This window comes from Leptolyngbya subtilissima AS-A7 (genome assembly GCF_039962255.1).
Taxonomy (GTDB): domain Bacteria; phylum Cyanobacteriota; class Cyanobacteriia; order Phormidesmidales; family Phormidesmidaceae; genus Nodosilinea.
The window spans coordinates 525,553-549,663 of the sequence record NZ_JAMPKY010000002.1; the positions used below are offsets into that span (position 1 = coordinate 525,553).

The 24,111-nt window shown below is 54.4% G+C and carries 24 protein-coding genes; 18 read left to right on the forward strand and 6 right to left on the reverse strand.

Annotation, left to right across the window (positions count from 1 at the left end):
- Positions 1-809: 809 nt before the first annotated feature.
- The gene (locus NC979_RS07015) at positions 810-1,772 is read left to right on the forward strand and encodes a sensor histidine kinase (RefSeq protein WP_431191031.1); all 963 of its coding nucleotides are present in this window, start codon (positions 810-812) and stop codon (positions 1,770-1,772) included.
- A 141-nt stretch (positions 1,773-1,913) separates the two neighbouring features.
- Here the strand turns inward: NC979_RS07015 and NC979_RS07020 are convergent, their stop codons facing one another.
- Positions 1,914-2,483 carry a hypothetical protein gene (locus NC979_RS07020; RefSeq protein WP_199308801.1) on the reverse strand — a complete coding sequence of 190 codons (570 nt, stop codon included), beginning with the start codon at positions 2,481-2,483 and terminating at the stop codon, positions 1,914-1,916.
- A 286-nt stretch (positions 2,484-2,769) separates the two neighbouring features.
- Here NC979_RS07020 and NC979_RS07025 point away from each other — a divergent pair, with 286 nt between their 5' ends.
- From NC979_RS07025 to NC979_RS07035, 3 genes are all read left to right on the forward strand, one after another.
- On the forward strand, positions 2,770-4,944 hold the full coding sequence (locus tag NC979_RS07025) for a cation:proton antiporter (RefSeq protein ID WP_190518812.1): 2,175 nt from the start codon (positions 2,770-2,772) through the stop codon (positions 4,942-4,944).
- A gap of 66 nt (positions 4,945-5,010) precedes the next feature.
- Entirely contained in the window at positions 5,011-5,505 is a 495-nt protein-coding gene (locus NC979_RS07030) for a hypothetical protein (RefSeq protein ID WP_206755252.1), read from the forward strand.
- Positions 5,506-5,795: 290 nt separating this feature from the next.
- Positions 5,796-6,239, forward strand: a complete 444-nt coding sequence (locus tag NC979_RS07035; protein WP_190518816.1) for a Fur family transcriptional regulator — start codon at positions 5,796-5,798, stop codon at positions 6,237-6,239.
- Positions 6,240-6,335: 96 nt separating this feature from the next.
- On the opposite strand, the gene NC979_RS07040 is transcribed toward NC979_RS07035, so the two are convergent.
- A complete protein-coding gene (locus NC979_RS07040; protein ID WP_190518819.1) occupies positions 6,336-7,142 on the reverse strand; it encodes an SDR family NAD(P)-dependent oxidoreductase in 807 nt (268 codons plus the stop codon).
- 730 nt (positions 7,143-7,872) lie between these two features.
- Between NC979_RS07040 and NC979_RS07045 the strand changes: the two genes are divergently transcribed.
- Positions 7,873-9,201, forward strand: a complete 1,329-nt coding sequence (locus NC979_RS07045) for a glycosyltransferase family protein (protein ID WP_190518821.1) — start codon at positions 7,873-7,875, stop codon at positions 9,199-9,201.
- Positions 9,202-9,359: 158 nt separating this feature from the next.
- Here the strand turns inward: NC979_RS07045 and NC979_RS07050 are convergent, their stop codons facing one another.
- Positions 9,360-10,277, reverse strand: a complete 918-nt coding sequence (locus NC979_RS07050) for an ABC transporter ATP-binding protein (protein ID WP_190518823.1) — start codon at positions 10,275-10,277, stop codon at positions 9,360-9,362.
- 105 nt (positions 10,278-10,382) lie between these two features.
- On the opposite strand from NC979_RS07050, the gene NC979_RS07055 reads away from it, so the two are divergent.
- From NC979_RS07055 to NC979_RS07095, 9 genes are all read left to right on the forward strand, one after another.
- The gene (locus NC979_RS07055) at positions 10,383-10,799 is read left to right on the forward strand and encodes a nuclear transport factor 2 family protein (protein ID WP_190518826.1); all 417 of its coding nucleotides are present in this window, start codon (positions 10,383-10,385) and stop codon (positions 10,797-10,799) included.
- Positions 10,800-10,967: 168 nt separating this feature from the next.
- Positions 10,968-11,642 carry a DUF2189 domain-containing protein gene (locus NC979_RS07060; RefSeq protein WP_190518828.1) on the forward strand — a complete coding sequence of 225 codons (675 nt, stop codon included), beginning with the start codon at positions 10,968-10,970 and terminating at the stop codon, positions 11,640-11,642.
- A 170-nt stretch (positions 11,643-11,812) separates the two neighbouring features.
- Entirely contained in the window at positions 11,813-13,597 is a 1,785-nt protein-coding gene (locus NC979_RS07065) for a glycosyltransferase family 39 protein (protein ID WP_190518831.1), read from the forward strand.
- Positions 13,598-14,093: 496 nt separating this feature from the next.
- Positions 14,094-15,233, forward strand: coding sequence for a SpoIID/LytB domain-containing protein (locus NC979_RS07070; protein ID WP_242023992.1), 1,140 nt, complete (start codon positions 14,094-14,096; stop codon positions 15,231-15,233).
- A gap of 139 nt (positions 15,234-15,372) precedes the next feature.
- Entirely contained in the window at positions 15,373-15,528 is a 156-nt protein-coding gene (locus NC979_RS07075; RefSeq protein WP_190518833.1) for a hypothetical protein, read from the forward strand.
- Between the two features lie 134 nt (positions 15,529-15,662).
- Positions 15,663-15,887, forward strand: a complete 225-nt coding sequence (locus tag NC979_RS07080; protein ID WP_190518836.1) for an NfeD family protein — start codon at positions 15,663-15,665, stop codon at positions 15,885-15,887.
- 138 nt (positions 15,888-16,025) lie between these two features.
- Entirely contained in the window at positions 16,026-16,331 is a 306-nt protein-coding gene (locus NC979_RS07085) for a hypothetical protein (protein WP_190518838.1), read from the forward strand.
- Entirely contained in the window at positions 16,328-16,972 is a 645-nt protein-coding gene (locus NC979_RS07090; RefSeq protein WP_190518840.1) for a sigma-70 family RNA polymerase sigma factor, read from the forward strand. Before NC979_RS07085 ends, NC979_RS07090 begins: the two co-directional genes overlap by 4 nt.
- Positions 16,973-17,138: 166 nt before the next feature.
- The gene (locus NC979_RS07095; RefSeq protein ID WP_190518843.1) at positions 17,139-17,615 is read left to right on the forward strand and encodes a hypothetical protein; all 477 of its coding nucleotides are present in this window, start codon (positions 17,139-17,141) and stop codon (positions 17,613-17,615) included.
- 78 nt (positions 17,616-17,693) lie between these two features.
- On the opposite strand, the gene NC979_RS07100 is transcribed toward NC979_RS07095, so the two are convergent.
- From NC979_RS07100 to NC979_RS07110, 3 genes are all read right to left on the reverse strand, one after another.
- Positions 17,694-18,407 (reverse strand): cyanoexosortase B system-associated protein, encoded by a 714-nt coding sequence (locus tag NC979_RS07100; protein ID WP_190518845.1) that lies wholly within the window; start codon positions 18,405-18,407, stop codon positions 17,694-17,696.
- 30 nt (positions 18,408-18,437) lie between these two features.
- Complete coding sequence (gene crtB / locus NC979_RS07105; RefSeq protein WP_190518848.1) at positions 18,438-19,322, reverse strand: cyanoexosortase B; 885 nt, start codon at positions 19,320-19,322, stop codon at positions 18,438-18,440.
- A gap of 113 nt (positions 19,323-19,435) precedes the next feature.
- Positions 19,436-20,632, reverse strand: coding sequence for a DegT/DnrJ/EryC1/StrS family aminotransferase (locus NC979_RS07110; protein WP_190518850.1), 1,197 nt, complete (start codon positions 20,630-20,632; stop codon positions 19,436-19,438).
- A 211-nt stretch (positions 20,633-20,843) separates the two neighbouring features.
- Between NC979_RS07110 and NC979_RS07115 the strand changes: the two genes are divergently transcribed.
- The 4 genes from NC979_RS07115 (at position 20,844) to groL (ending at position 23,735) form a co-directional block, all read left to right on the forward strand.
- Positions 20,844-21,188: a Dethiobiotin synthetase gene (locus NC979_RS07115; RefSeq protein WP_190518852.1), complete on the forward strand. Its 345-nt coding sequence runs from the start codon at positions 20,844-20,846 to the stop codon at positions 21,186-21,188.
- Between the two features lie 59 nt (positions 21,189-21,247).
- The gene (locus NC979_RS07120; RefSeq protein ID WP_190518854.1) at positions 21,248-21,433 is read left to right on the forward strand and encodes a hypothetical protein; all 186 of its coding nucleotides are present in this window, start codon (positions 21,248-21,250) and stop codon (positions 21,431-21,433) included.
- A gap of 74 nt (positions 21,434-21,507) precedes the next feature.
- Positions 21,508-21,819 (forward strand): co-chaperone GroES, encoded by a 312-nt coding sequence (groES, locus tag NC979_RS07125; RefSeq protein ID WP_190518856.1) that lies wholly within the window; start codon positions 21,508-21,510, stop codon positions 21,817-21,819.
- Between the two features lie 281 nt (positions 21,820-22,100).
- A complete protein-coding gene (groL, locus tag NC979_RS07130) occupies positions 22,101-23,735 on the forward strand; it encodes a chaperonin GroEL (RefSeq protein ID WP_190518858.1) in 1,635 nt (544 codons plus the stop codon).
- The last annotated feature ends 376 nt before the right edge of the window (positions 23,736-24,111 follow it).

The following is a 24,111-nucleotide window of genomic DNA, read 5'->3' on the forward strand; positions in this document are numbered from 1 at the left end:
GTCTAGGCGTTTTGTCTACCATTTACTTGTATGGCATGCGCTGCGGAGTCTGTCGGAGGAGACGACAATTGCCTTGATCTCCAACGCTTCACCCCTTTCTCAAAGTTGCCAGTCAAATCATTATGCTACCCGGCATGCCGCAAGACCATCTACCCCTAACCGCTCATATAGCTACCCATTAGTCTTAGAACAGTCCCTAGTAGGGCAAGACAGAGCTTAGGGCCATCAAGGACAGCGATCGCCCCTCAAACATTCTTCAGCATAGCCAGTTCGAAATATTACAGATGCTTAAGTACTAACCCTAGCCGGCAATTTCTCTGAGCGATTCAACTGAGAAGCAAAGCAGCTAATGATCTCTTAAATTGCCACTAGCTATCAGCGAGTTTCACTTGAGCGCGCTGTAATATGCGATCGCAAATTTCACAACCATCTACTTTATTGATATTTTACTTAAGCTTAATCTATAGAAGAAACCTGCTCAAAGCGATCGAATTTACACCTAAACTGCCCATTGCATCGCTCTACCATGCCTAACAGCACAAGATTGCAGACAGCAACTTACCGATAATCATCTTCTACCAAATGGGTGATGAATCTCCCTGAGGCTACCTGATATAACTGTTTCGATATTATTTTAAACAACCGCTTTTAGAATGCCTGCTTCCCAATCCTCAGAACAAACGGTGTCGAACTCAGTTTCTGAATGTCTTAGGCAGAATTCTAAAAAAATTCTGGAGATTTGGGAGAGACGAACTCGTGACGAGTTGAGCGCATCAATTCATCAAGACTCGCTAGCCCTACAAAACTCTTTGCCCGTTTACTTAAATCATCTGGCTGATGCAATCTCAGATCAAACTGATAAAACCTCGGCTCAAATTGAGACAATTAAGCTAAAAAGCACCCACGTTGGCAAGCAGCATGGCCATGAGCGCGCTGGCTACGCTGACTACACCGTCAGCCAGCTCATTCTGGAATACCACATTCTTCGCCAGGTTATATTTCAGGTCTTAGAGGAGGAAACTCCCTTAGAGGTAAGAGAGCGCGACATTATTATCGACTCCATTGAGCAAGCCGTTAACGACGCCGCAACACAGTTCTCCCACACGCTTAGAGATATCCAAGAAATGTTTATGGTGACATTAACCCACGACCTTAGAGGTCCGGTTAATATCGTCAAGATGGGAACGCAGCTAATTTTGCGTCGGTTTGAGCGAGGCGATGCTCACCTTGACATCACGGTGAGAATGATTAGCGCCATCGATCGCATGGATGCAATGATTCAAAACCTGCTCGATGCCAGTCGATTACGGGCAGGCCAAAGCATAAAGTTAGAGTTTGAGGAATGCAACCTCGCTCAGTTGCTCAAAGACGTCATTGAAGATTTGAACTTCACCTACGGAGACCGTTTTGTCGTAGTCTCAGACCCAAACATTACCAGCAACTGCAGCCGCAAACAAATTCGGCGAGTCATTGAAAATTTGGCTAGTAATGCCGTGAAGTATGGTGATCCAGAGACGCCGATTACGGTCAAGCTTTACGAATGTGACAGCCACATTCACCTTTCGGTTCACAACCAAGGCCCTCCCATTCCTTCAGATACTCAGTCCATTCTGTTTCAGCAATTTCGTCGGACTCCCGCTGCGGAAGACAAGACTGGCTGGGGACTAGGGCTATTTTTAGCAAAAAATATTGTCGAAGCCCACGAAGGAATGATCGAAATCGAAAGCGCAGAAGGCAAAGGAACCACCTTCATTGTTAAGCTACCTGCCTAAGTTTGGCTACGTGAAGCAGGACAATTGATATCACTTTGCAGTTGTTAGTCAACCTAATCTGTTGGTATTCAAAACAACTTGCGGGGCCCAAAGCAATCTTTGGGCCCCGCAAGTGTGTTGTGTAGCGATCGCGGCTAGAGCCTACCTGATAGTAGTCCCATTGTCAGAAACACTATGCTCACGGCGATGCCATGCGTCTTGGCTAGCGTGCCTTGCTTTATCCCAGCCTATGCGATGGGTGCCATGCTGCTCATAACGCTGTCTCAATTGAGGTTCAGCGTCTTGGTAAGACATCCCCTGTTTTGAGTAAGTTGAGTGGCCTTCATAGCCGACACGGTAGGCAGGGCTATAGTCTTCATAACTATGATCGGCCTCCACGTAGGGGCGAGTGGCATAGTTATGGCGCCAGTACTCGTCTTCAACGGTGGGGTCTAGCGTCTCAGCCACTCCCTTACCCAACAGACCACCGGCAACTGAGCCGACCACAGCACCTACGGCACCCCCGATTGGGCCACCGACAATAACCCCCACAGCAGTGCCCACTGCACCCGCACTGGCGGCACCAACCCCTGTACCCACGGGGCGAGCACCATGCTCCCCAGTAATGGGGTCTGGATTGCTGTCAGAATCTGGCTTATGCTCAGTCGTTAGCTTAGGGTCGCGATCGTGGTTAGGATTTGGTGTTGGATTATTTCTTTCATTAATGTTCATATTTACATCTTCCTTACTAAAAGCTATTTCTCAGTAGAAGCTAACAGCTAGCAATTAGCCCTATCAAACCATGCTTAAAGCGTAGTTTTTCCACACTTAAACGAAATCGGCTCTTAGGTGGAGATTTATTTATCTATAGGAGAAAGATTAGATCAAGTTAAAATCTATGCCCAATGCTGACCGGCTACGATCCCCACAGAGTAAGGGGTCTTGACACTATCGGTAGAATGCTATGGCGCGAGCTTTGTGAATGAGTCTGCTCTACCTGTTGAGGATATAAGGCTACATGAGTCCAACGGAAATTGTTATTCACGTTTTAGTCGCCATCTTGGTCGTTATTGGTCTTTCCCGACTGGTAGGGTACGGGTTTAATCAAATTAAGCAACCCCTAGTCATTGGCGAAATTGTCGCGGGGATCATGTTAGGCCCCTCGCTCTTGGGTTGGTTAGCGCCTACGTGGCAGGCAACGCTGTTTCCAGCGGAAATCATGCCTTCGCTAAATGTGCTGTCGCAGGTGGGGCTGATCTTCTTTATGTTCTTGATTGGGCTTGAGCTCAACCCCAAGTATCTAAAAGGAAATCTCGATGTTGCTATCTTGATCTCCCACGTCAGTATTTTGGCGCCGTTCTCCATGGGGAGTATTTTGGCGCTTTTGCTTTACCCACTGGTCTCTAATGGGGCCGTTTCGTTTACAGCGTTTGCCCTATTTTTAGGCGCTGCGATGGCCATTACGGCATTTCCGGTGCTAGCTCGCATCATCACCGAAAATAATCTGCAAAAAAGCCGTTTGGGCACCCTGGCATTAACCTGTGCCGCAGTGGATGATGTGACTGCTTGGTGTGTCTTAGCTTTGGCAATCACGGTAACTCGCACCAACAGTATGGTAGGCGCTTTACCAACCATCATTTTCTCATTAATTTATATCGGGTTGATGGTAACAGTAGGTCAGCGTTTTTTCCGCAACCTGGGTAAATTCTACGAGCGCACCGGTAAATTATCGCAGTTGCTCGTTGCCGGTATTTATATGGCGGTGATAGCATCGGCCTTAATCACAGAAACTATCGGCATTCACTTTATTTTTGGCGCGTTTTTGCTCGGGGCCGTGATGCCCAAAAATGTTGGTCTCACCCGAGAATTAGCCGAAAAAACTGAAGACTTTGTCTTGATTTTTCTGTTGCCGGTATTTTTTGCCTACAGCGGGTTAAAAACTCAGGTGGGCTTGCTCAATAGCCCTGGCAAGTGGCTATTGTGTTTGGCCGTGATCGGCGTGGCTATTGTAGGTAAATACGTTGGCACCTATATGGCAGCCCGATTTTCTGGGATTGATCACCGAGAATCGTCTGCCCTGGGCTGGTTAATGAATACCCGAGGGTTGACCGAGCTAATTGTGCTCAACATTGGGCTAGAGCTAGGGGTTGTCACCCCTTTACTCTTCACGATGCTGGTCATCATGGCTCTGGTGACAACTTTTATGACCTCTCCCTTGCTAGAGCTGATATACCCTAAGCGGCTAATGCGCCTAGATGCTCTAGAGACCGAGGTAGGGGCTGACGAAGACGGTGAGCAGGAGACTGCGCCTTACCGTGTTTTAGTACCCGTTGCCAACCCTAAAAGCCAGAAGGGGTTGCTCAGATTGGCTGTGCAGCTTGCTGGGAACCAACCATCTGCGAGGGTTGATCTTTTAAACCTAGTTGAGATGCAGGAAGATTTTGCTTTCTCAACTACTCCTACCGAAATCGATCGCCTAATTGAGCAACGACAGCAATCGCTCAACCAGTTAATTGAATCTTTAGGTGTTGCTGCATCAAAGCAAACCATTTTCCCAATTGTTCGAGTTACTAACGATGTAGCGCGCGAAACCTCAGACATCGCTCAGTTAGAGCACACCAATTTAATTGTGATGGGTTGGCACCGCCCCGTATTTGACCAAAACCGGTTGGGTGGTCGGGTGGGGCAAGTGTTAGGTGCAGTGCCTAAAGATGTGGCTGTCTTTGTCGGGCGAAATCTGACGTCTATCGACACCGTTTTGGTCCCTTACATGGCTAGTCCGCACAATGACTTAGCCTTAGAGCTGGGGCTACGGTTGGTGGCTAATATACCGACATGCCGCCTAAAAATCTTGCAGCTTATGATTGACGACTATAACGAACATACATTGAGCAATGAGTTTAGTACGGTGATAGCTCGGATGAACGAGGTGATGGGCGATCGCATCGAAACACTTGTGCAATCTACTCGTGAACCAATCCCAGCCATTGTGGAAGCCTCTCGCAGCGCTGATCTAACCATCGCTGGAGCCAGCCGTGAGTGGGGAGTAGAGCGTCAAACCCTAGGGCGCTACGCCGATGCTCTGTCTAACCACTGCCACTCGTCACTGCTCATCACCCGCAAATATCGTCAGGTGGCCTCTCCCCATTTGGCCTCTGTTTTGAGTGGTTCGGCAAACGCGAGTCCTAGCTAGTTGACCGCTTAAATCCGCTCGGTTTCTCTTTTTCTCAACCATATTTATTCCGTCGAGGATTGCGCTTTGAGCCACTTTGATCGAAAGTCTTTAATTTTTTATGGGGTTGCCATTAGCTCTGTCGTGACCCTCTTTAGCGTAGTCAGCCGGTATGGCACAACCCACCTAAAAGCCCCGACCGCGATCGGAGGTAACTATCAATTGCAAATCGAGCCCAACGAACAGTGTTCTGAGCCCCCCGCCTTAGAGCTGCGTCTTCAGCAGTCGGGCGTTTTCGTCAACGGAGCCCTAGCGGCAGCTAGCTCCGAGGCGAAGCCGGCCGAAGTAGGAGGCGAGCCCTTTAATCTAGACGGGAGATGGCGCTCTCCCAATCTTGATTTGGTCGGTCGCTCACCGGCTATGACGGTCTGTGGACAGCCGGTCGAGAGGGTTGCGATCGCCGGCACCCACGAGGGAGACAGCTTTAGCGGACAGCTCACCTTCGCGGGCTTACCTGCTCCGCTGACGTTCGAGAGCGAGTTTATACCCACTCAAACCTCTGCTACCGAAGCGTCCCACTAGATCAAACCCCTGTCTGTGTCCAGAACTCCTGTTTGGGGCCCTCAGTGCTTGTGGCTTCAAGAAATAGCTCAGCCGCAGAACTTAATAGATTCATCTACGGTTAGGTTCATCAGACTGTATGTAGACGCTAAAACTCCTATGGGCTGGACAACTGAGGCGACGAACAACCAGGCCTTTCATGTTTGATGAGGCCAGATTTAACTCCAAGTTTCTACCCTATGTTTGTAGTTCTAGACACGATTCTTTCAAACAAGTTAAAGTGGTACTGACTATGAATTACTTCCTCTACCATGGATGAGTCAGCTGCCCTGAAAAAGCCCATCACCTGTCTGGATGATGCCATTGAGCGCTGCCAGGCCCTTGGCATGCGGCTAAGTCGTCAGCGACGCTACATCTTAGAGCTGCTGTGGCAGCACCAGGGCCACCTCTCCGCCCGCGAAATCTACGATCGCCTCAATCAGCAGGGCCGCGAGATTGGCCACACCTCCGTCTACCAGAACCTCGACGCCCTCTCCGAGCAGGGCATTATTGAGTGTGTTGAGCGCGCCGATGGTCGGCTCTATGGCCACCTGAGCGACTCTCACAGCCACGTCAATTGTCTCGACACCAACGAAATCATCGACATTGACGTCACCCTACCGGCCGACCTGATTCAGCAGATTGAAGCCCGCACTGGAGTCACGATCACCGACTACCGTATCGACTTCTTTGGCACCACTGCCACCGCTAAGTAGCTTCGGTCGTTCTAGGGCAAGCCTCGCAGGTTGGCAGGTTGCCAGGTGTGAAAGTCGGAAAGTTCAACCTGCTAGCCTTTTAACCTGACAACTCAATTAAGTAGAACGAACAGGGCGCTGTTGACGTTGCACCGGTTTGGCCGGGGCTAAAATTTGCACCATAGAATCGACTAGCCAGGGCACCAACCGCTGTGCCCAGACCACAGCGTGGCTTTGCCAACCCACCAAAATCTCAGACTGGCCTTGCTTTAGCCCCCGCACCAGCGCCTCAGCCACTTGCTCTGGGGTCGAGGGCTGCACTCCGCGAAATCGCTCAAACCCTTTCACCATGTCAGTGTCGGTCAGCGAGGGCAGCAGGGCAACCACACGGACCCGGTGGGGAGCCAGTTCACCTCGCAGCGCCTGGGTAAAGCCTACGATCGCAAACTTGGTCGCTGAATAGGTAGCCATAGTTGGAGCCGCCACCTTACCCATCAGGCTCGACACGTTGACAATGCAGCCCTCCCGGCGAGTCGCCATCCGGCGAGCGATCAGGCGGGTAACCGTGTACAGCCCAATTAAATTGGTCGAAATCTCAGACTGTACCTGGGGCAGTTTGGCCTGCAAAAAGGGAGCTTGGTGGGCCACCCCAGCACAGTTCACCAACAGATGTACTGGGCCGTGGTGCTGCCAGGCGCGGGCAATCACCACATTAGCCGCAATCGGATCGGTCAAATCTACGGGCAGAATAACGGCCTCTGCCCCCAGCTGCCGCACCTCGGCGGCGACTTCCTCTAAGCGTTGGGCGCTGCGGGCAACGAGCAAAATGCGCTGCATGCCTTGGCGCGCTAGAGAGTGGGCGATGGCACGGCCAATGCCACGAGAAGCGCCAGTAATCAAGGCGGTTTTACCGTGAAAAAGCATATAAACCTCCTGCTGAGTCTGAAGCATTTCAGCCAGCGTAATTAGAGTTAGGGTGCTGAGCAGAATCAGCCGTTTAGCGAAGAGCTGAATTCTGTAGCACTACAGCCGTAAGTGAAGTCAGGTCAAAAAGTGTTGAATGAGTCAGAACTACCCGTGGTGTGTGCTGAGTTCAGATGATGAGGGCAAGGGGCGTAGCTACGCTCTGAATCTGAACCGAGTGACAGGGCGCTGGCCTAATGCGCTAAGAAAGATGCTCTGTAGGGTTGGGTCATGGTTTTAACTCTTTTTGCTGTGAGGCTATCCGAACCATGACTCAGACGTTAGCACCGGGATCAGACACCGACAACGATCCTGAAGGAAGTCGCCGGATTGTAACAGTGCTTATCAGCATTCTCATAAATGCGGCATTTGGGAACCCAGCGTTCCCTAGAGCCACTTTTTATGGCCCGTAGAGAATTCTTACCCTAAAAGAGTTTCAGGGCTTCAACAGCTTCCATGAGAATAGTAAAAGTGGGGAACCTAAATCTGAGAAAGCAGGCGTGTAGCCTAAGTTACGTATCGTTGTGTTGCAGAAAACAAACTGTTCGGCCTGTTCGTAGCGATCGCCCTACAACCAAGGACTATCATCCCACCGCTATCGGAGCACCAGATCGCTGGCACCCCAGCCCGGCGTAAACATGAGTCCGTATCATGGTGATTTGATAGTACCGGAACAAGGTATTTCCCAGCGATGAGCGTTGCCCCTATGACCACCCCTGCCACCCCCGGCGATATTCTGATTCTCTCCAACGGGCCAGGAGAGATTTCGACTTGGGTGCGCCCGGTGGTAAAGGCACTGCGATCGCACCACCCCGACTCCAGCCAAGTCCGCATTTCTGTGGTGCTGTCACCCTGTGCCAATGCCTCGGGGCGCGAGGCCGAGATGGCCCGCTGTCTGCCGGGGGTCGATCGCGTCCAGGGGCCAGAGCATTTCTTCCCCTTTTTGCTGTCCGGCAAAACAGCGGAGAACTGGGACTGGCGACCCCACGGCGTGGTGCTGTTTTTGGGGGGCGACCAGATCTATCCTGTCGTGTTTGGCAAGCGCTTGGGCTATCGTACCGTCATCTATGCTGAGTGGGATGCCCGCTGGCACCGCTGGATCGATCGCTTTGGCTGCATGACGACCAACATTGTCGAAGCGGCCCCCGATGAGTTTCGCAGCAAGTGCGAGGTGATTGGCGACTTAATGGCCGATGTGCAGGGCGATGGGGACGAGCAGCAGGTGCGCGATGCTCTTCATCTCAAACCCGACTACGACCTAGTTGGCTTCATGCCCGGCTCAAAAAAGAACAAGCTCAGCGTGGGGTTGCCCTTCGCGCTGGCCACCGCCGAGGCCATCCAGCGACTACGGCCTCAGACCCAGTTTGTGATTCCGGTAGCGCCGATGCTGTCGCTAGAGGCGCTGGCTCAGTTTGCCGACGCGGCTCTCAACCCAGATATTCGCCTGGTTGAGGGGGCCACAACGGCCGAACTGGTAGAACCAGATGCGGCCCTACCCCGCTTGCGAACCCCCAGTGGGCTAGAGGTGCTACTGTGGCAGAGCACCCCCGCCTACGACGTGATGGGGCAGATGCGGTTTTGCCTGACGACCGTGGGGGCCAATACGGCAGAATTGGGATCCCTCGGCATTCCGATGATGGTGCTGTTGCCCACCCAAAAGCTAGAGGCGATGAAAGCCTGGGACGGCATTCCGGGCCTGCTGGCCAACCTGCCTCTACTGGGGGATGGCTTCGCCAAACTAATTAATCGGCTGGTGTTGCGACAAATATATAAGGAGGGGCGGCTGTTTGCCTGGCCCAACATCTGGGCGAAACGCGAGGTGGTGCCCGAGCGCATTGGCCCACTCAACCCTCAAACCGTGGCCGCAGAGGTGGTGGAGTATTTGAAGGATCCAGATGCGCTGATGGCAATGCGCCAGAAGCTGCGATCGGTGCGGGGTGCAGCGGGAGCCTCGACCAAGCTAGCGACAATGGTCCTTGAAGAGCTTAGGTCGAGTCACTCAAGCGACGCGAACGATTAGCAATTTATGGAAAAACCCGTGGCTAAGTCAATTCTTTGGGTGTGGTGCTAGCAGATAGCTGAGGCAGTCTTGAATGGTTGGGTGTAAGGTGCAAGGTTCAGGACATAGGGTTTGGCTTACACCTCACACCCTGCACCCTATACCTACCCCTCTACTCCCTACTCCCTTACCCTCCCTACTCCCTCAGGCTGCCGGGTCACCTCCAAATAAACATGCTCCAGCTTCACCGGGCTACGGGCGATCGAGTCGAGGGGAATGCCGTCGAAGCGATCGAGCAGATCCTTAAGTTCGAGCTGGTCGGGCACCCAAAAGGCCAAATCGCCGCCGTAAGTGCGATGGGGATAGCCCAGCTGCCGAGCCCGGGCGATCGCACCCTGGGTGTCCTTCGTCTCCACCGTGACAATCTCTTGGGCTGGAATGCGCGATCGCAGTTCCTCCAGAGTGCCCTCCGCTAGCAGCTCGCCCTGGCGCAAAATACCGATCCGCTGGCACAGGCGCTCGACCTCATCCAGCAGGTGGGAAGTGAGCAGCACCGTCACCCCCATCGATTTGAACTGGCGAATTAGCTGCCATAGCTCTTGGCGAGCCTCGATATCAAGCCCGGTGGTGGGCTCATCGAGAATCACTAGCTTGGGGCGGTGCAAAATTGCCGCTGCCATGCTCAACCGCCGCTGCATGCCGCCGCTGAGCCGCTCAACGGGCACGTGTTTTTTATCTAAAAGTTGTACCGACTCCAGGCAGATATCCACCCGTCGCTGACAGTCTTGGCGGGAGAGACCGTAGAGGCGGCCAAAGAAAAATAGGTTGTCGCTACAGGTGAGGCTGCCGTAGAGCAAGTTGCTCTGAGGCATCACTCCCACCCAGGCTTTAGTCGCCTCACCGGCGGGGCGATCGCCGATAGTAACAGTGCCGCTGTCGGCCTTGAGCAAGCCGCAGATGATGTTGATGGTGGTGGTTTTTCCAGCACCATTGGGCCCAAGCAGACCGTAGATTTCCCCCGGTTGAAGGTTCAGGCTGAGATTTTGCAAAACCGGCTTAGAACCGTAGCGCTTACAGAGATTTGCGAGTTTCAACATCGGGGTGTGCAACTTTGCTGCCGAAGGTGGTTGCCTCCCCCTACCGTTGGTTATGCTCAAGACGGGAGGCAGGGAAAGCCCCTGTATCTTATCAGTGAGGACCCTATGGCTGGCGATCGCGAACTGGTCTTGGCCGCAAACCAGGCTTTCTACCGCTCCTTCGAGAAAAAGGACATTGAAGCCATGGAGGCGGTCTGGTCGAAGGGCATGGGCTGCCTCTGCATTCACCCCGGTCGCGATGCCCTCAAGGGCTGGGTCGATATTCGCGAGGCCTGGGCGCGTATCTTTGAGAACACCAGCTACCTCGAAATTGATACCGATATTCTCACCGTTGAGATCAGCGGCGACCTGGCCTACGTGGTGCTGATTGAGAACGTGCTGCAAATTAGCGGCCGCGAAGCCGGGAGCGATCGCTTCGGCAATCGCCGTTTAGAAGCTAGGTCAATGGCTACCAATGGGTTTGAACGCATGGCCGGCCAGTGGTACATGATCCACCACCACGGCAGTCCAGTGGTCGATTGAGGCGACGCTCCCAGAACTACCCACCAAAAAATTCTCTCTTCAACGTTAGAACTAGTTACAAATCAGCCCTAAGATAGGTGCTCTCAGGTTAATTTTTGCCGCGTTTTCACCCTCGGTTAATGTGAAACCGATATCCTACTCAATAATCTTTGGGGATTGTGGAGAACGATGAGTAGTTTTAGTTCTGATTTGACCGGTCGAGACTACGAGGTCAAAATTGGCGATTACTTTAGCCGCGGGTGGGAGATCTTTAAGGCTAAAGCACCGCTGTTTGTCGCGTTTACGCTGCTGCTGGTGCTTATTCAAATTGTGATCTCTATTCTGCCTGCTCCCATTGGCACCAGAAGCGCAGACGGTCCCAGCGGCGGCATTCTCAGTTTGGCCTTCAACATAGTTACCCCGGCGCTTACCGCAGGTTATTACTTTGTAGCCTTCCAAATAGCGCGAAATCGCAATGCGGTATTTAACGACTTTTTTCAAGGGTTTAACAAGTTTCTGCCCCTCTTTCTGGTTTCGCTCGTCTCGGGTGTTTTGATCGCTATCGGGTTTTTGCTGTTGGTTTTACCAGGCGTTTACCTGGCCGTGGCTTATCTATTTGCCCAACCGCTGGTGATCGACAAAAGCGCCGGCTTCTGGCAGGCGATGGAAACCAGCCGCAAGCTGGTCACCAAGAAGTGGTTTTCGTTCTTTGGGCTGCTGTTGATGATTTTCTTGCTGAATGTTGGCGGTGCCATTCTGTTGGGCGTTGGCCTGCTCGTCACAATTCCGCTGTCGGTGTGCATCATTGCCGCCGCCTATGAAGACATTGTGGGTCTCAACTCGGTATCCGACGTCGCCATTTAAGCGATCGTCTAATCCACCATTTTTAGGGCTTCAGCCAAGGCTGGGGCCCTATTTTTTTGTAGCTCTCTAGCTTCTTCAAGAGGCGCGATCGCCAGGGTGTGTCCCAGGCAAACTGCCCTAGAGCAGCGGCTGGGGAGTATTATCAGCTCTGAGACTTTTTGGGCGGTGTTATGCGGTTATTCAAAACATGGCAGCTACCACCCGCAGCCGGTTGGATGCTGCTGTGGTTTGGCCTAGCCTTGGCCCTGCGCCTCTCATTTTTGGTGAGCAAGCCCCTCTGGATGGACGAGGCAGCCACGATGATCTTTGCCCTAGGCAACAGCAGCTACTCGGCTCCCCTCGATCAGGTAGTTCCCTTAGATCAGCTGCTCACGCCCCTTCAGCCCCGGCCAGAGGCAACTATGGGCTCAGCCATTCACTACCTCATGCGGGAGGATAACCATCCCCCGGCCTACTTTGCGATCGCCCACCTGTGGATGAACCTGTTTCCCACCGCACAGGGGGTGGCCTTGCCCTGGGCCGCACGCGCCCTGCCTGCCCTATTTGGGGCCTTGGCCGCTCCAGCGGTGTATCTGGCCGGGTGGTTAGGGTTTCGCTCCGTGCTGGCGGGGCAAATTGGTGCGGCCTTTATGGTCGTGTCGCCCTTTGGGGTGGCCTTATCCCAGGAAGCTCGGCACTACAGCATGGCTACTCTCATGGTGGCGCTGGGGCTAGCCTGCTTTGCCGTGGCTGGCTGGAGTCTACGCCGTCCCCGCCCTGGAGAAGCCACGCCCCAACCAATTTCTTTCCCTTTAGCGCTGCTGTGGGTGGGGATCAACGCCCTGGCGTTTGCTACCCACTACTTTACGGTGCTGGCGCTGCTGGCCCAGGCTCTGGTATTGGTGGCCCTGGCTATTTACCAGGGGCGAACCCAGCCCCAGGTCCTCTGGCAGCGCTCCTGGCGACGGCTCTACGGAGTCATGCTGGGAACACTAGCGGCCTGCCTGGTGTGGCTACCGGTGCTGCTCAATTTCTACGGCAGCAGCCAATCCTCCAACCTGGCCATTGACCTCAGCCAGCCCAGGGTGTGGTTGGATCCGATCGCCCAAACCCTCGTCGGGCTGATCTTCATGGTGATCACGCCCATCACCAATGCCCAAGGCGTTGTGGGCATTGCCGCTGTGGTGCTGTCGGTGCTGGTACTGCTGCCCGTGCTGCTGTGGATGGTGGCACAACTGGTGAGGGCTAGGCACCTGGTGAGCCAATCCGACAACGGCCGGTTTGGCCTATTTTTGATGGGTGGGTTTGTGCTGGCGGCGATCGCTCTCTTTTTTGCGATCACCTATAGCTTAGGGATGGATATCACTCGAGGACATCGGTACAACTTTGTTTTCCATCCCGGTGTGATGGTGCTGGTGGGGGGGCTATTGGCCGTCTACTGGCCAGAGACCACAGCCCAGCCGCGATCGCTCCAAATTCCCTTCACTCAACAAAAAATCTCTGGGCGTCGCAGTGTTCAACTGTTCTGGATTGCCGGTTTGGCCAGTGCCCTCTTTGTCGTGAGCAATCTGGCCTTTGCCAAATATTTTGCGCCGGCTCAGCTGGTTCGCACCATCCAGGCAGAATCAACCTACCCGGTGCTCATAGGCTTTCCCGCCACCATTGAAGCAGGCAAGCCCACGGTGATTGGCCATGAGATGTTCAGCATCGGTTGGGAGATCCACCGCCATTTCAACCCCAGTGACCCAGATAGCGGGTGGACTGTGCCGCCCCAATTCTTCCTGTGGACCCTGCCCAGCAACCCCACGGCTCCCCCCGAAGAAAAGCTGGCCGAAATTCTCTCAACCATGCCTCGCCCCTTTGACCTCTGGTTTATCCACATTGGCTCAGATTTGAGCGCCAACGGATGCCAGCAGCTGAGCCAAACGGGCAGCGGTGGACATCCCTACAGCCACTATGAATGCACACCTCTCTAGGCAAATTTAGGCGACAGCAGCCTACTTCTTTGCAACATTGGGAACTTGAGGGGATCAAAAACCGTCTCCTTTAGACGGTCTAGCTGTGGCCCTTAAACAGTGGGGATCTATGGGAAGGTAGTGTGTAAACTCCTATACCGCGCTCGGTTATGCTCGGGTCAGGAACTTTTAAGCATAATGGTTAAGGCTAATAGGTTACTGGAGGATCCTTTGGAAGAATTTACGAGCCGTTCCATAAGCTATAAACATCTAAATCTCATAAATCTATGTCTTTAGACATATGTTACGAATATGTCGGAGCTGACGCATTTTTTAACGTTTATCCTTGAGTGTGAAAATGCTTCTGGCCATGGTCCTATTACATAACATGTGGGTATTGGGCTAAACCACCATGAGAGATCTCTGGAAAGCTCAGCTGCCAAAGCTGAGACCGGTGCGACTCAAATCTGCTCGGCTCAAACCGCTGCATGCCAAGCCGTTGCCATCATCTTTGGCAATGGGTAACAAGAGCCGTCGAATCAAGATTTTCGGTGGGTTAGTTTTTGCTGGCCTACTGCTGGTGCAGGTGTCGGCGGCTCCCTTTGGGGGTCGAGATACCAAGGCCGGCAACCTCAGCCCGGTCCTGTGGGAGACCACGGGCATGGTGCGTCAGTCCATTGTCGATCTCTATCGGGCGCGGCGATTGCTGGTGCAGGCCACGCTTCCTGCCAATGACGCGGCGGCCGGTACCGCAGCCAAAGCTCCTGCCCCGGCCGCTAAGACTCCTGCAGCCCCCGCTGGCCCAGCCGCTAAAGCTCTGGCTCCAGCCGCCAATCCGACGGCTAACTCTGGCCCAACGCGATCGCTGCCCCAACCATCGGCACCACCAGCCCCTAACAACGCTGGTGCCGCCTTTGACCCCGGCAAAACCATTGACACCAACCTAGAAATGCGGGTGGCAGTCGCCAAAAACGCCTCCAGCCTAGAGGTGGCCACCTCTGTAGACGGCTACCTAATGGACATCAATGGCCAAAACCACTGCAACCTGCCCGCCCAAAGCAGCCTAGTGCTCAAACCCCAGGGGTCTGGCATGGCCGTTGGCGACTGCACCCTCGGCAATACCGCTTGGCTAGAGCCCGGCGAAGGCGGCTATGTCTTTGTAGGCGACAGCTGGTATAAGGGCCGCGTGCTGATGATCACCGATGGCTCTGGCCTGATGGCCGTCAACTTTGTACTCATGCACGACTACCTCAGCAGCGTTGTCGGCAGCGAAATGTATGTCGGCTGGCCAGCCGAAGCGCTCAAGGCCCAGGCAGTAGCCGCTCGCTCCTACGCGCTGGTGCACCACGTGCGCCACGCCCAGCGTGCCTACGACCTCGACAATACCCAGCGCTACCAAGCCTATAAAGGGATTGCCAAAGAGACCAACACGACCCAGGCGGCGGTGGCTGACACTACGGGCGAGTTCATTAGCTATAACGGCGGCATTGTCGAATCGCTCTATGCGGCCTCGGATGCGATCGTGCAGGCGGCCCACGGCGGCAACGGCATGAGCCAAACCGGCGCTATGGAGCTGGCCTCTAAGGGCTATAACTACACCCAAATTTTGGGCAACTACTACCCCGGCACCAGCCTCTCCCGCCTAGTAGTCGAGTAGGGGAAAATAGCGGCACACCCGACAGCTGGTGGACCTGCAAAAAAAACTTTGCTCCAAAAAAACCTAGGAAGTAGGGGCACCGCCGTCACACCTATTCTCCCAGCGCTACTAAAAGGGGTAAGCGTTGGGAGCGAACCCTATGAGCTACGTATCTGCCTTTGCGTTCTACATGCGCGCCATTGCCCTAGGTATCTTAATCGCGCTGAGCGCTTGGACTAGCCTTCACCTCGACAATATCGACTACCGGCCAAAGTGGCAGTTGATTAAACTTTGCCCCTCGCCGCTCGCAATCTAGCGCCAAAATTTACGCTGATATCTCAAAAGCTCGCCTTACGGACGAGCTTTTTTATTGCCACAGCGTACTACATATGTCACACATTGGCTTCTGTCTCCACTTATTAGCAAGGGAAGAAAGGAGGCCTATCCGCTATGTCTATTTTGAATACACCGGTAAAAGCCGTGCTTGAGGACAAATTCTACCCCGGCGTTGGAGTGATTCACTCTGTGGTGCAGCCAGATTCGAAGTGGGTCGTGCGCATCAACGGCGTGTATTGGACGGCTCGTGCTGCCCTGTCAGGATACAGCTTTCAGGCTGGCGATGCGATTCGCCCGATCGATCGCCAGGGCAATACCCTGCTGATTGAACCCGTTTAAGAACGAGTGGCGCAGGTTGCGGCGATCGCCGCAACCTCCGCCAAAAACTTCCCACTGAACCAGTCACACTTTGCTGCTGCAACCCACTACCCCACAGATAGTTCAATTCGTTGCACCGTTCGTTGAGGACATAGATCGATGGTTCGCCATTTCGCTGTTACCGACTCAGATGCTGCCGATATACCCAATCGGTTGCGATTTAAGGGCTGGATTGCTAGCGCCATGCGATTTGCGCGGCGGGTGCTAGACAACCTCAGAACGCTTGTTCAAACAAAGCTACAGCCTTGCGTTGATCGCTCAGATTCCCAAACCGATCTGAGTGAACTGACCAAATGCCCTGATTTTCCTCTGGAGCGAACTACCGACTTAAAGCTGATCAACCCTGACTGGTATCTGTTTTTCTCCGTTAGCCCCCCGCTCACCCTACGAGGACTCTGGCAATGACCAACGCCACCAATACCCCCCCAAAGCAGCCCGCTAACCATGGGCCTAGCTATGACTTGGTGCAGGAGTTTGTTACGGCCGTGAGCTATTTGCTCATGCCCGACGAGTTTAAGGGCACCGCACTGTACAAATTTCTAATTCGCTTTGCCCAACAGTGGCACATTGCCAACATTGATCTAGACGATGTGGTGATTGAGGGAATTAAACGGGGAGTTGAGTATATTCTCAAGCATGACCAACCGATAAAAAAGCCAGAGGTTTGGCTGCGTCAGGTCTGCCTAAATATTCTCAGGGGCAAGGTCGACACCACAATTAAGGATGAACGCAAAGTTGCCATGGCAACGCAGCTAGCTCAGCATCCTAAAAACCCGCTGATGGAGTCTGAGCTGATTGAGCAGCTGGAGTATTTAGAAGTTGCCCTAAACAGACTTTCTAAAGACGATCAGGAACTCATTCGCATGAAGTTTCTTTACCGTAAAACCTACGAGCAAATCCGCCAGCACTACAAGTACATAGCAGCGTCTGAGGATGTCGTTGTGCCCTCCGCTCAAGCGTTGAGGAAACGTGAATCGCGTGCTCTAGAACGACTGCGCAAAGTCTTTCTCGAATTGTATGAAGGAGGCGCCAGCAAATTTTATTAGATACTGCTGCTTTGAAGAGGCCAGACCACTTTAGTTGGTTTAGTTCATCTGATATTCACCATCAAGGGGTTGTTTCCTTACCTAACAAACAGTAGCGTTAAGTGGTCTGGTGCCTCGATTGTGTCAAGCAACATCATAAAGAACGTGGAGCGTTCAATCAAACACCATGAAAACTCCCACTCTAGATCAACAATTTCTTTCTAATCTGAGCCCAGACCAAAAAGCTCAGGTGTGGAACTATTATCTGTTGATCACAAACTCTGATATGGACTCTGATCAGCAGGTGGCACAAATTTGCAAGATTTGGAGCCGTGCCGAAGAGGATGACCAGCTGATTGAATGGCTAGAGTTTATCGACTACTTTTATACCGATGTAGAAGAAAACGATTTACCTACAGCTGCCCGACGCACTTACTTAAGCGAGTATCTCACCGAAAAGATCAGCTTATTTCCTGAGGACAATAGCTCCTACAGCCCGGTCTTTCTTAAGTGCCCCCACGGCAAAGGCTACACAGCCGTTTCTCAAGATAGTCGAGAGTCCCACGGCTCTGCTAGCTTTAACCAGCAGCGATGCAACACCTGTGGTCACCCGTATGCTCAACATACTCCTGTTAATCCGCAAGCATCGTTGCCCGAAGTCTAAGGTGCCAAGCTATCTGGGTTGCTCAAGCCCGATTTACTCACGATGGTTGCCTGCCCTGGTACTCGGGGCAGGCATTTTTTATTTAAAGGCCGCAGCGGTAATCTGTTGCTGAATGAGTCCAGTCAGGGTTTCAGCCAGGGGTTGATAGGCGTCTATCGTGCCCAAGGGCTCCATGGGCAGCAGCAAACTCACCGCTACCCAGGGGGTGAGTTGGTGTTGGGTGAGCTGAGACCATTGGTTTGCCCAAAACCAGTGGCCGGGCGATGGATGGCCACCACTGGGCAGGGCATACCACTGTACGATCGCAAAGCTCTGGCGATCGCCCCAGGCCCGAAAAAACCTGGCCTCCACCGGCCCAGTTTGGGGAGAGGTAACCTTGAGTCTACGCCGCGCCTCAATGCGCCATTTTTGTGCGCCGGCTAGATCGATCCACTCCAGCTGAGGCTGGTTGCTGTGCCAGGGCTGGGGGTGCAGCAACACCGCAAACTGCTGCACCGGAGCCGATTTGGCCTCAGGGGAGTCTGCTCGATACTCCACTAAAGTCCAGGTTTGACGGTTGATGGGGACGGATTCAACGGTGGTTTGCTGCCAGCCGGGCAAGGTCAGGCCTTCTTTTTGCAGGGCGCGCAGCTGATCGATCTGAGCGACTTGGGGGCTGTTGGCCCAGGGCCACTGCCCGCTCAAGTAGGCAGGCAAGATCGCCATCCCCGCCAGAGCGGTAAGCACAACCACTAAAACTAAGTTGACCCAGCGGTTGGGGAGTAGGCTAGCAGACGGAGGCTGAGTGGTCATAGGAGCGATCGCATTTTACAAACAACAGACCTACACCGACGATGACGGCGACTGCACCGCCAAATTGAGGCGATCGGGCACCCGATCTTGAATCAGCCGCAGCAACAGGATGATGGTGAGCAGCATCAGGGCCGAGTAGAGGTCGCCGCCCCAGCTCTCGTGGAGCCAATCAAAAGCGCCATCGCGCCCAGTGCCGTGGAAGTAGCTCAAAAACGCATTGCGGAGAATGTTGCCCACCACGCTAATGGCTACTGTGCCGCTAAAGAAGAGGGCTGTTCTCAGCCGCGACGTGTAGGCCCCAGTCCAATAGGCCAGCATCAGGGCGACGTAGAGGCTGGTAAATAGCATTTTGAGCCCGGCGCAGTGGGGGGCAACCTCCACCGTTTGACCGTTCACGAACAGATAAATATTCTCGACCGTTACCGGAATGCCGAGCTGCACCAGCAAGAACCCCGCTACCGACGCAATCAATCGCTGCAAGGGCAAAATATAGGGCTCAATCAGGTAGGGCAATTGGTTCGGCGTTGCGAGCGCTACCAAGATGAGAGAAATCGCCTGCAACCGCAGCCCCGCGACGGCTTTTAGGCTCAGGCATAGCCCCACCAGCATGACCGGCAGCGATAGATTCATCCAGTCGGGCAGGCGGGTGAGATACATCAGACCCGCTAGCCCCACCAGACCCAGGCCCAGGGGATGGCAGCGATTTGGCAATTCGCCCCAGGCCTGGCGCTTACCCCAGGCAATGTAGGCAGCAAAGGGTAGCCCCAACAGCCCGTGGCTAAAGTACTCGTGCTGAATGCTGATGGACTTGTTGAGCCAGCCATCGACCCAGTGCAGCAGCAGCGGCCCGTAGAGGATTGCCAGGAGCGCGGCGATCGCCCAGGGGGGAGTGAGGTAGCGGCGAGGGGAGGGCATGGGAGTGGGGGAGTTAGGGGGTAGGCGGGCGAGGGGTGGGCGGGTGAGGGGTGAGGGGTAGGGCTAATCTGTGTGCTGCTAAAACTTGCTTACCCCCTAACTCCCTAACCCTCCTACCCATTCACGGCTTGCAAAACACCGACAGACTTAGCGGCGGTTACTGCTTCAACCATAGCGTCTACGACGTAATCGACCTGTTCGAAAGTCATGCCGGGATACATGGGTAAGGAGAGAATCTCTTGGCTGAGGGCTTCGGCTTGGGGGAAGCTGCCGGGGCCGTAGCCGAGGAGGCCAAAGGCGGGTTGCAGGTGGCAGGGGATAGGGTAGTGGATGCCGGTTTGAATGCCAGCGGCGGTAAGTTGGGCTTGGAGATGAACGCGATCGCTGGGGCAGGTGTCGGTGATGCGCACCACATAGAGGTGGTAGATATGGCCGGGGCCGGCGTCGTTGTGTATGGGGAGGATGCCGTGCTCAACCAGGGAGGCAAGACGGCGATCGTAGTGCTGGGCGATCGCATAGCGAGCCTGATTCCACCCCGGCAAATGGGGAAGTTTGACGTTGAGCACGGCGGCTTGCAGGGTGTCTAACCGGCTGTTGGTGCCCTGGGGTTCAGTGTGGTAGTACTTGCTGGTGGCGCCGTAGTTGCGCAGCGATCGCGCCGTCCCGGCAACCAGTCCGTCGCCTGTGACAAACATGCCCCCATCGCCTAACGCGCCAAGATTCTTGCTGGGGTAAAAGCTAAAGGCAGCCCCCAGGCCTATGGAACCGGCGGTGTAGCCCTCGCGCTGGGCTAGGTGAGCCTGGGCCGCGTCTTCAAAGATAATCAGCTGGTGACGGTTGGCTAAATCCAGCAAGCCTTGGGGCGAGACCATTTGGCCATAGAGGTGTACGGGCAAAATGGCGCGAGTGCGGGGGGTGATGGCCCGCTCGGCAGCATCGAGATCCATTAAGGCAGTGGTGCGATCGCAGTCCACAAAGACGGGCGTCGCCCCTGACCGCAGCACCCCCATCAGCGTCGCCACAAAGGTATTGGCGGGCAAGATTACCTCGTCGCCAGGGACAATGCCGCAGGCGATCAGACCCAGGGCGATCGCATCGGTCCCGCAGCCGACCCCTACCCCAAACTGCGTGCCGCAGGCCGAGGCAAAGTTCGCCTCAAAGTCAGCCAATGCCTGGCCCAGCACAAAGTCGCCCTGGGTGATGACAGCATTAATTACCCCCTGAATGGTCTCCTGCAACGGCCCATGCTGCCAGGTCAAATCGACAAAAGGAACCGCCAAAGGAGCTGCCAGTGGAGAAGGGATGGTCATACTCACCTGCATAGGTTTGGGTTAACGACGGACGACGCCAGTTATGCTCAGCTTGCCCGCATACTGTGACGCCTTATCAATTGAAGAACAGGCACCGTTCTACAGTTCCATGCTGCTGAAATCCGACCAGGCGGTAAACTTAGCCTTGATTCAAGCGCAACCATCAGCACACGCGGGGCTAAATCACCCTAATTCAGCTACCGTTACCCCTATGGATTTTGAAACCTCTCGCGAATTTGTCGTCCGCCAAACCCTTGGCACCAACGAAGACCTGCCCGATACCTTTATTGCCTGCCTGCGGCAGGGCAAACCGCCTGTGCCGGGGCAGGTCACCTCTCTGCTGCTCGCCCTCAAGGCGCTGTTTGAAGGCCTAAAGAACGAACCTACCCTCGATCGCACCCTCACCCAGGCCCTCTTCATCCTTTCCTACGAGAGCCGCCAGCTCTACGCCCAGGGGCAAAAGGCTGGCGTCGTGTGGCCACCGCTGCTCGACGAAGATCTAGGGCGCATTGGGAAAGCGGCGCAGTCGATTGTGTTTGGGGAGTGGCAAGGGTGAGTGCGGAGTGGGAGAGTAGGGGAGTGGGAGAGTAGGGGAGTAGATGGGTGGATGGGTGAATGAGTAAGCAAGAAGCTAAGCCCTACGACCTCTTCACCCTGCACGGCATTTGCATTCACCCCCTACTCATCCACCCGCCTACCCATCCACTCTCCCACCCGCCTACCCATCCACCCATCTACATAAGTTCGGCAAACCACACCTTCCAGCGAATTGCCGAGATAACTTTCAGGCGGCTAAATTAGCACTCAGGATGCGAGAGTGCTAACGCGTCCTGTCTGATTCAAACATTCACTAAGCAAACCTTTGGAGGTACGTTATGGCCGCAGTCACCCTGAGTGTGTCTACTGTGAAGCCTCTGGGCGATCGCATTTTGGTCAAGGTCAGCGAAGCTGAAGAAAAAACTGCTGGCGGCATTTTGCTGCCCGACACCGCTAAAGAAAAGCCCCAGGTAGGTGAAGTGGTGCAGGTCGGCCCCGGCAAGCGCGATGACAATGGCTCGTTCCAGCCTGTAGAGGTCAAAGTCGGCGACAAGGTGCTCTACTCCAAGTACGCCGGCACCGACATCAAGCTCGGCACCAACGACTACGTGCTGCTGCGCGAGTCTGACATTCTGGCTGCCCTTGGCTAGGCCCGTTTTTGATTGGCGATTTTGGCTAGGTAGGGTGGGCAGCGCCCACCGTTAACCGATGCGATCGCCGCCCAACCGTAGGGTGCATAACGCCTAGGCGAGGCTCCGCCAACGCGAAGCAATGCACCACTCAGAGAGCGCTTAAGGCGATGTCTCATCCACTCGAAACATCCCTTCAAAGCGAGCCCGGTGCGTTAGGCAAAGCCGTAACACACCCTACAAACGTCAACTAAACGCAGTTAGTTCAACAATCCACCTTTTGTTGAGAGGATTATTTACCGATGGCTAAAACGATCACCTACAACGAAGATGCCCGTCGCGCCCTAGAGCGTGGCTTCGACATTTTGGCTGAAGCCGTGGCCGTTACCCTCGGCCCCAAAGGCCGCAACGTGGTGCTAGAGAAAAAGTACGGCGCGCCCCAAATCGTCAACGACGGCATCACTATTGCTAAAGAAATTGAGCTAGACGATCATATTGAAAATACCGCCGTCTCTCTGCTGCGCCAGGCGGCTTCTAAGACCAACGACGCTGCTGGCGACGGCACCACTACCGCTACGGTGCTAGGTCATGCGATTGTCAAAGAAGGCCTGCGCAACGTTGCTGCCGGGGCCAACGCCATCTCGCTGAAGCGCGGCATCGACAAGGCCACTGCCTTCCTAGTTGAAAAAATTGCTGAGCACGCCCGTCCCGTTGGCGACTCTAAGTCGATCGCCCAGGTCGGTGCCATCTCTGCCGGCAACGACGATGAAGTTGGCCAAATGATTGCCAACGCTATGGATAAAGTTGGCCGCGAAGGCGTCATTTCCTTGGAAGAAGGCAAGTCGATGACCACCGAACTGGAGGTCACCGAGGGGATGCGCTTCGATAAGGGTTACCTGTCGCCCTACTTCGTCACCGACACCGAGCGCATGGAAGCGGTGCTCGATGAGCCCTACATTCTGATCACCGACAAGAAAATTGCCCTGGTGCAGGATCTGGTGCCCGTGCTGGAGCAAGTCGCTCGCTCCGGCAAGCCCCTGATGATCATCGCTGAAGACATCGAGAAAGAGGCTCTAGCTACTCTGGTGGTCAACCGCATGCGCGGTGTGCTGAATGTGGCCGCTGTGAAAGCGCCTGGGTTTGGCGATCGCCGCAAGGCCATGCTCGAAGACATCGCTGTGCTCACTGGCGGTCAGGTGATCTCTGAAGACACCGGCCTCAAGCTCGACAACGTGAAAGTGGACATGCTGGGCAGCGCCCGCCGCATCACCATCACCAAAGACACCACCACCGTCGTCGCCGAAGGTAACGAGCAACAGGTCAAAGCTCGCTGCGAGCAGATCCGTCGTCAGATCGACGAGACCGAGTCGACCTACGACAAAGAGAAGCTGCAAGAGCGCCTGGCTAAGCTTTCCGGCGGTGTGGCCGTGATCAAGGTCGGTGCTGCCACCGAAACCGAGATGAAGGACCGCAAGCTGCGCCTCGAAGACGCCATCAACGCCACTAAGGCAGCGGTTGAAGAAGGCATTGTCCCTGGCGGCGGCACCACCCTGGCTCACCTGGCACCCCAGCTCGAAGCTTGGGCCAGCGGCAACCTCAGCGGCGAAGAGCTGCTGGGTGCCCAGATCGTCACCCGCGCCCTCACTGCCCCCCTCAGCCGCATCGCCGAAAACGCGGGCTTCAACGGTGCCGTCATCGTTGAGCAGGTGAAGGAGAAAGACTTCAACATCGGCTATGACGCGGCCAACAACCAGTTTGTCGACATGTTCGAGGCTGGCATTGTGGACCCCGCTAAGGTGACTCGCTCTGGCCTGCAAAACGCGGCCTCCATCGCCTCGATGGTGCTGACCACTGAGTGCATTGTGGTTGACAAGCCTGAGCCTAAAGCCCCTGCCGCCGGCGCAGGCGCTGGCATGGGCGGCGACTTCGACTACTAATCCGCTAAAGCAGCCCGTATTGGGTCTGCTTTGAGGTAAACAAAAGAGTCCCGGTTAATTGCATTAGCCGGGACTTTTTTTTGATTGGGAGAAACTACCCGGCCTACGCTCATTCAAACCTGAAATAATTGAGATTTATTAATACTGCAAACGGATTGATGCATACAAGGTATAGGCCAAATCATCAGCTTTGCTTATTCTGTCATCGGATAGATGTTTGCAGAGATGGAGCAAATAGGCATAGAACATAAGAGTTATAGGCTTTGATGAAGAATCTCTGTGATCTTTTTGACCTGTCGAGGACAGAGATTACTGACAGGCAGGTTATCTACAAAGCTATTTAAATGCTTGGCATTGTAATACTAAAGTGCAGCTT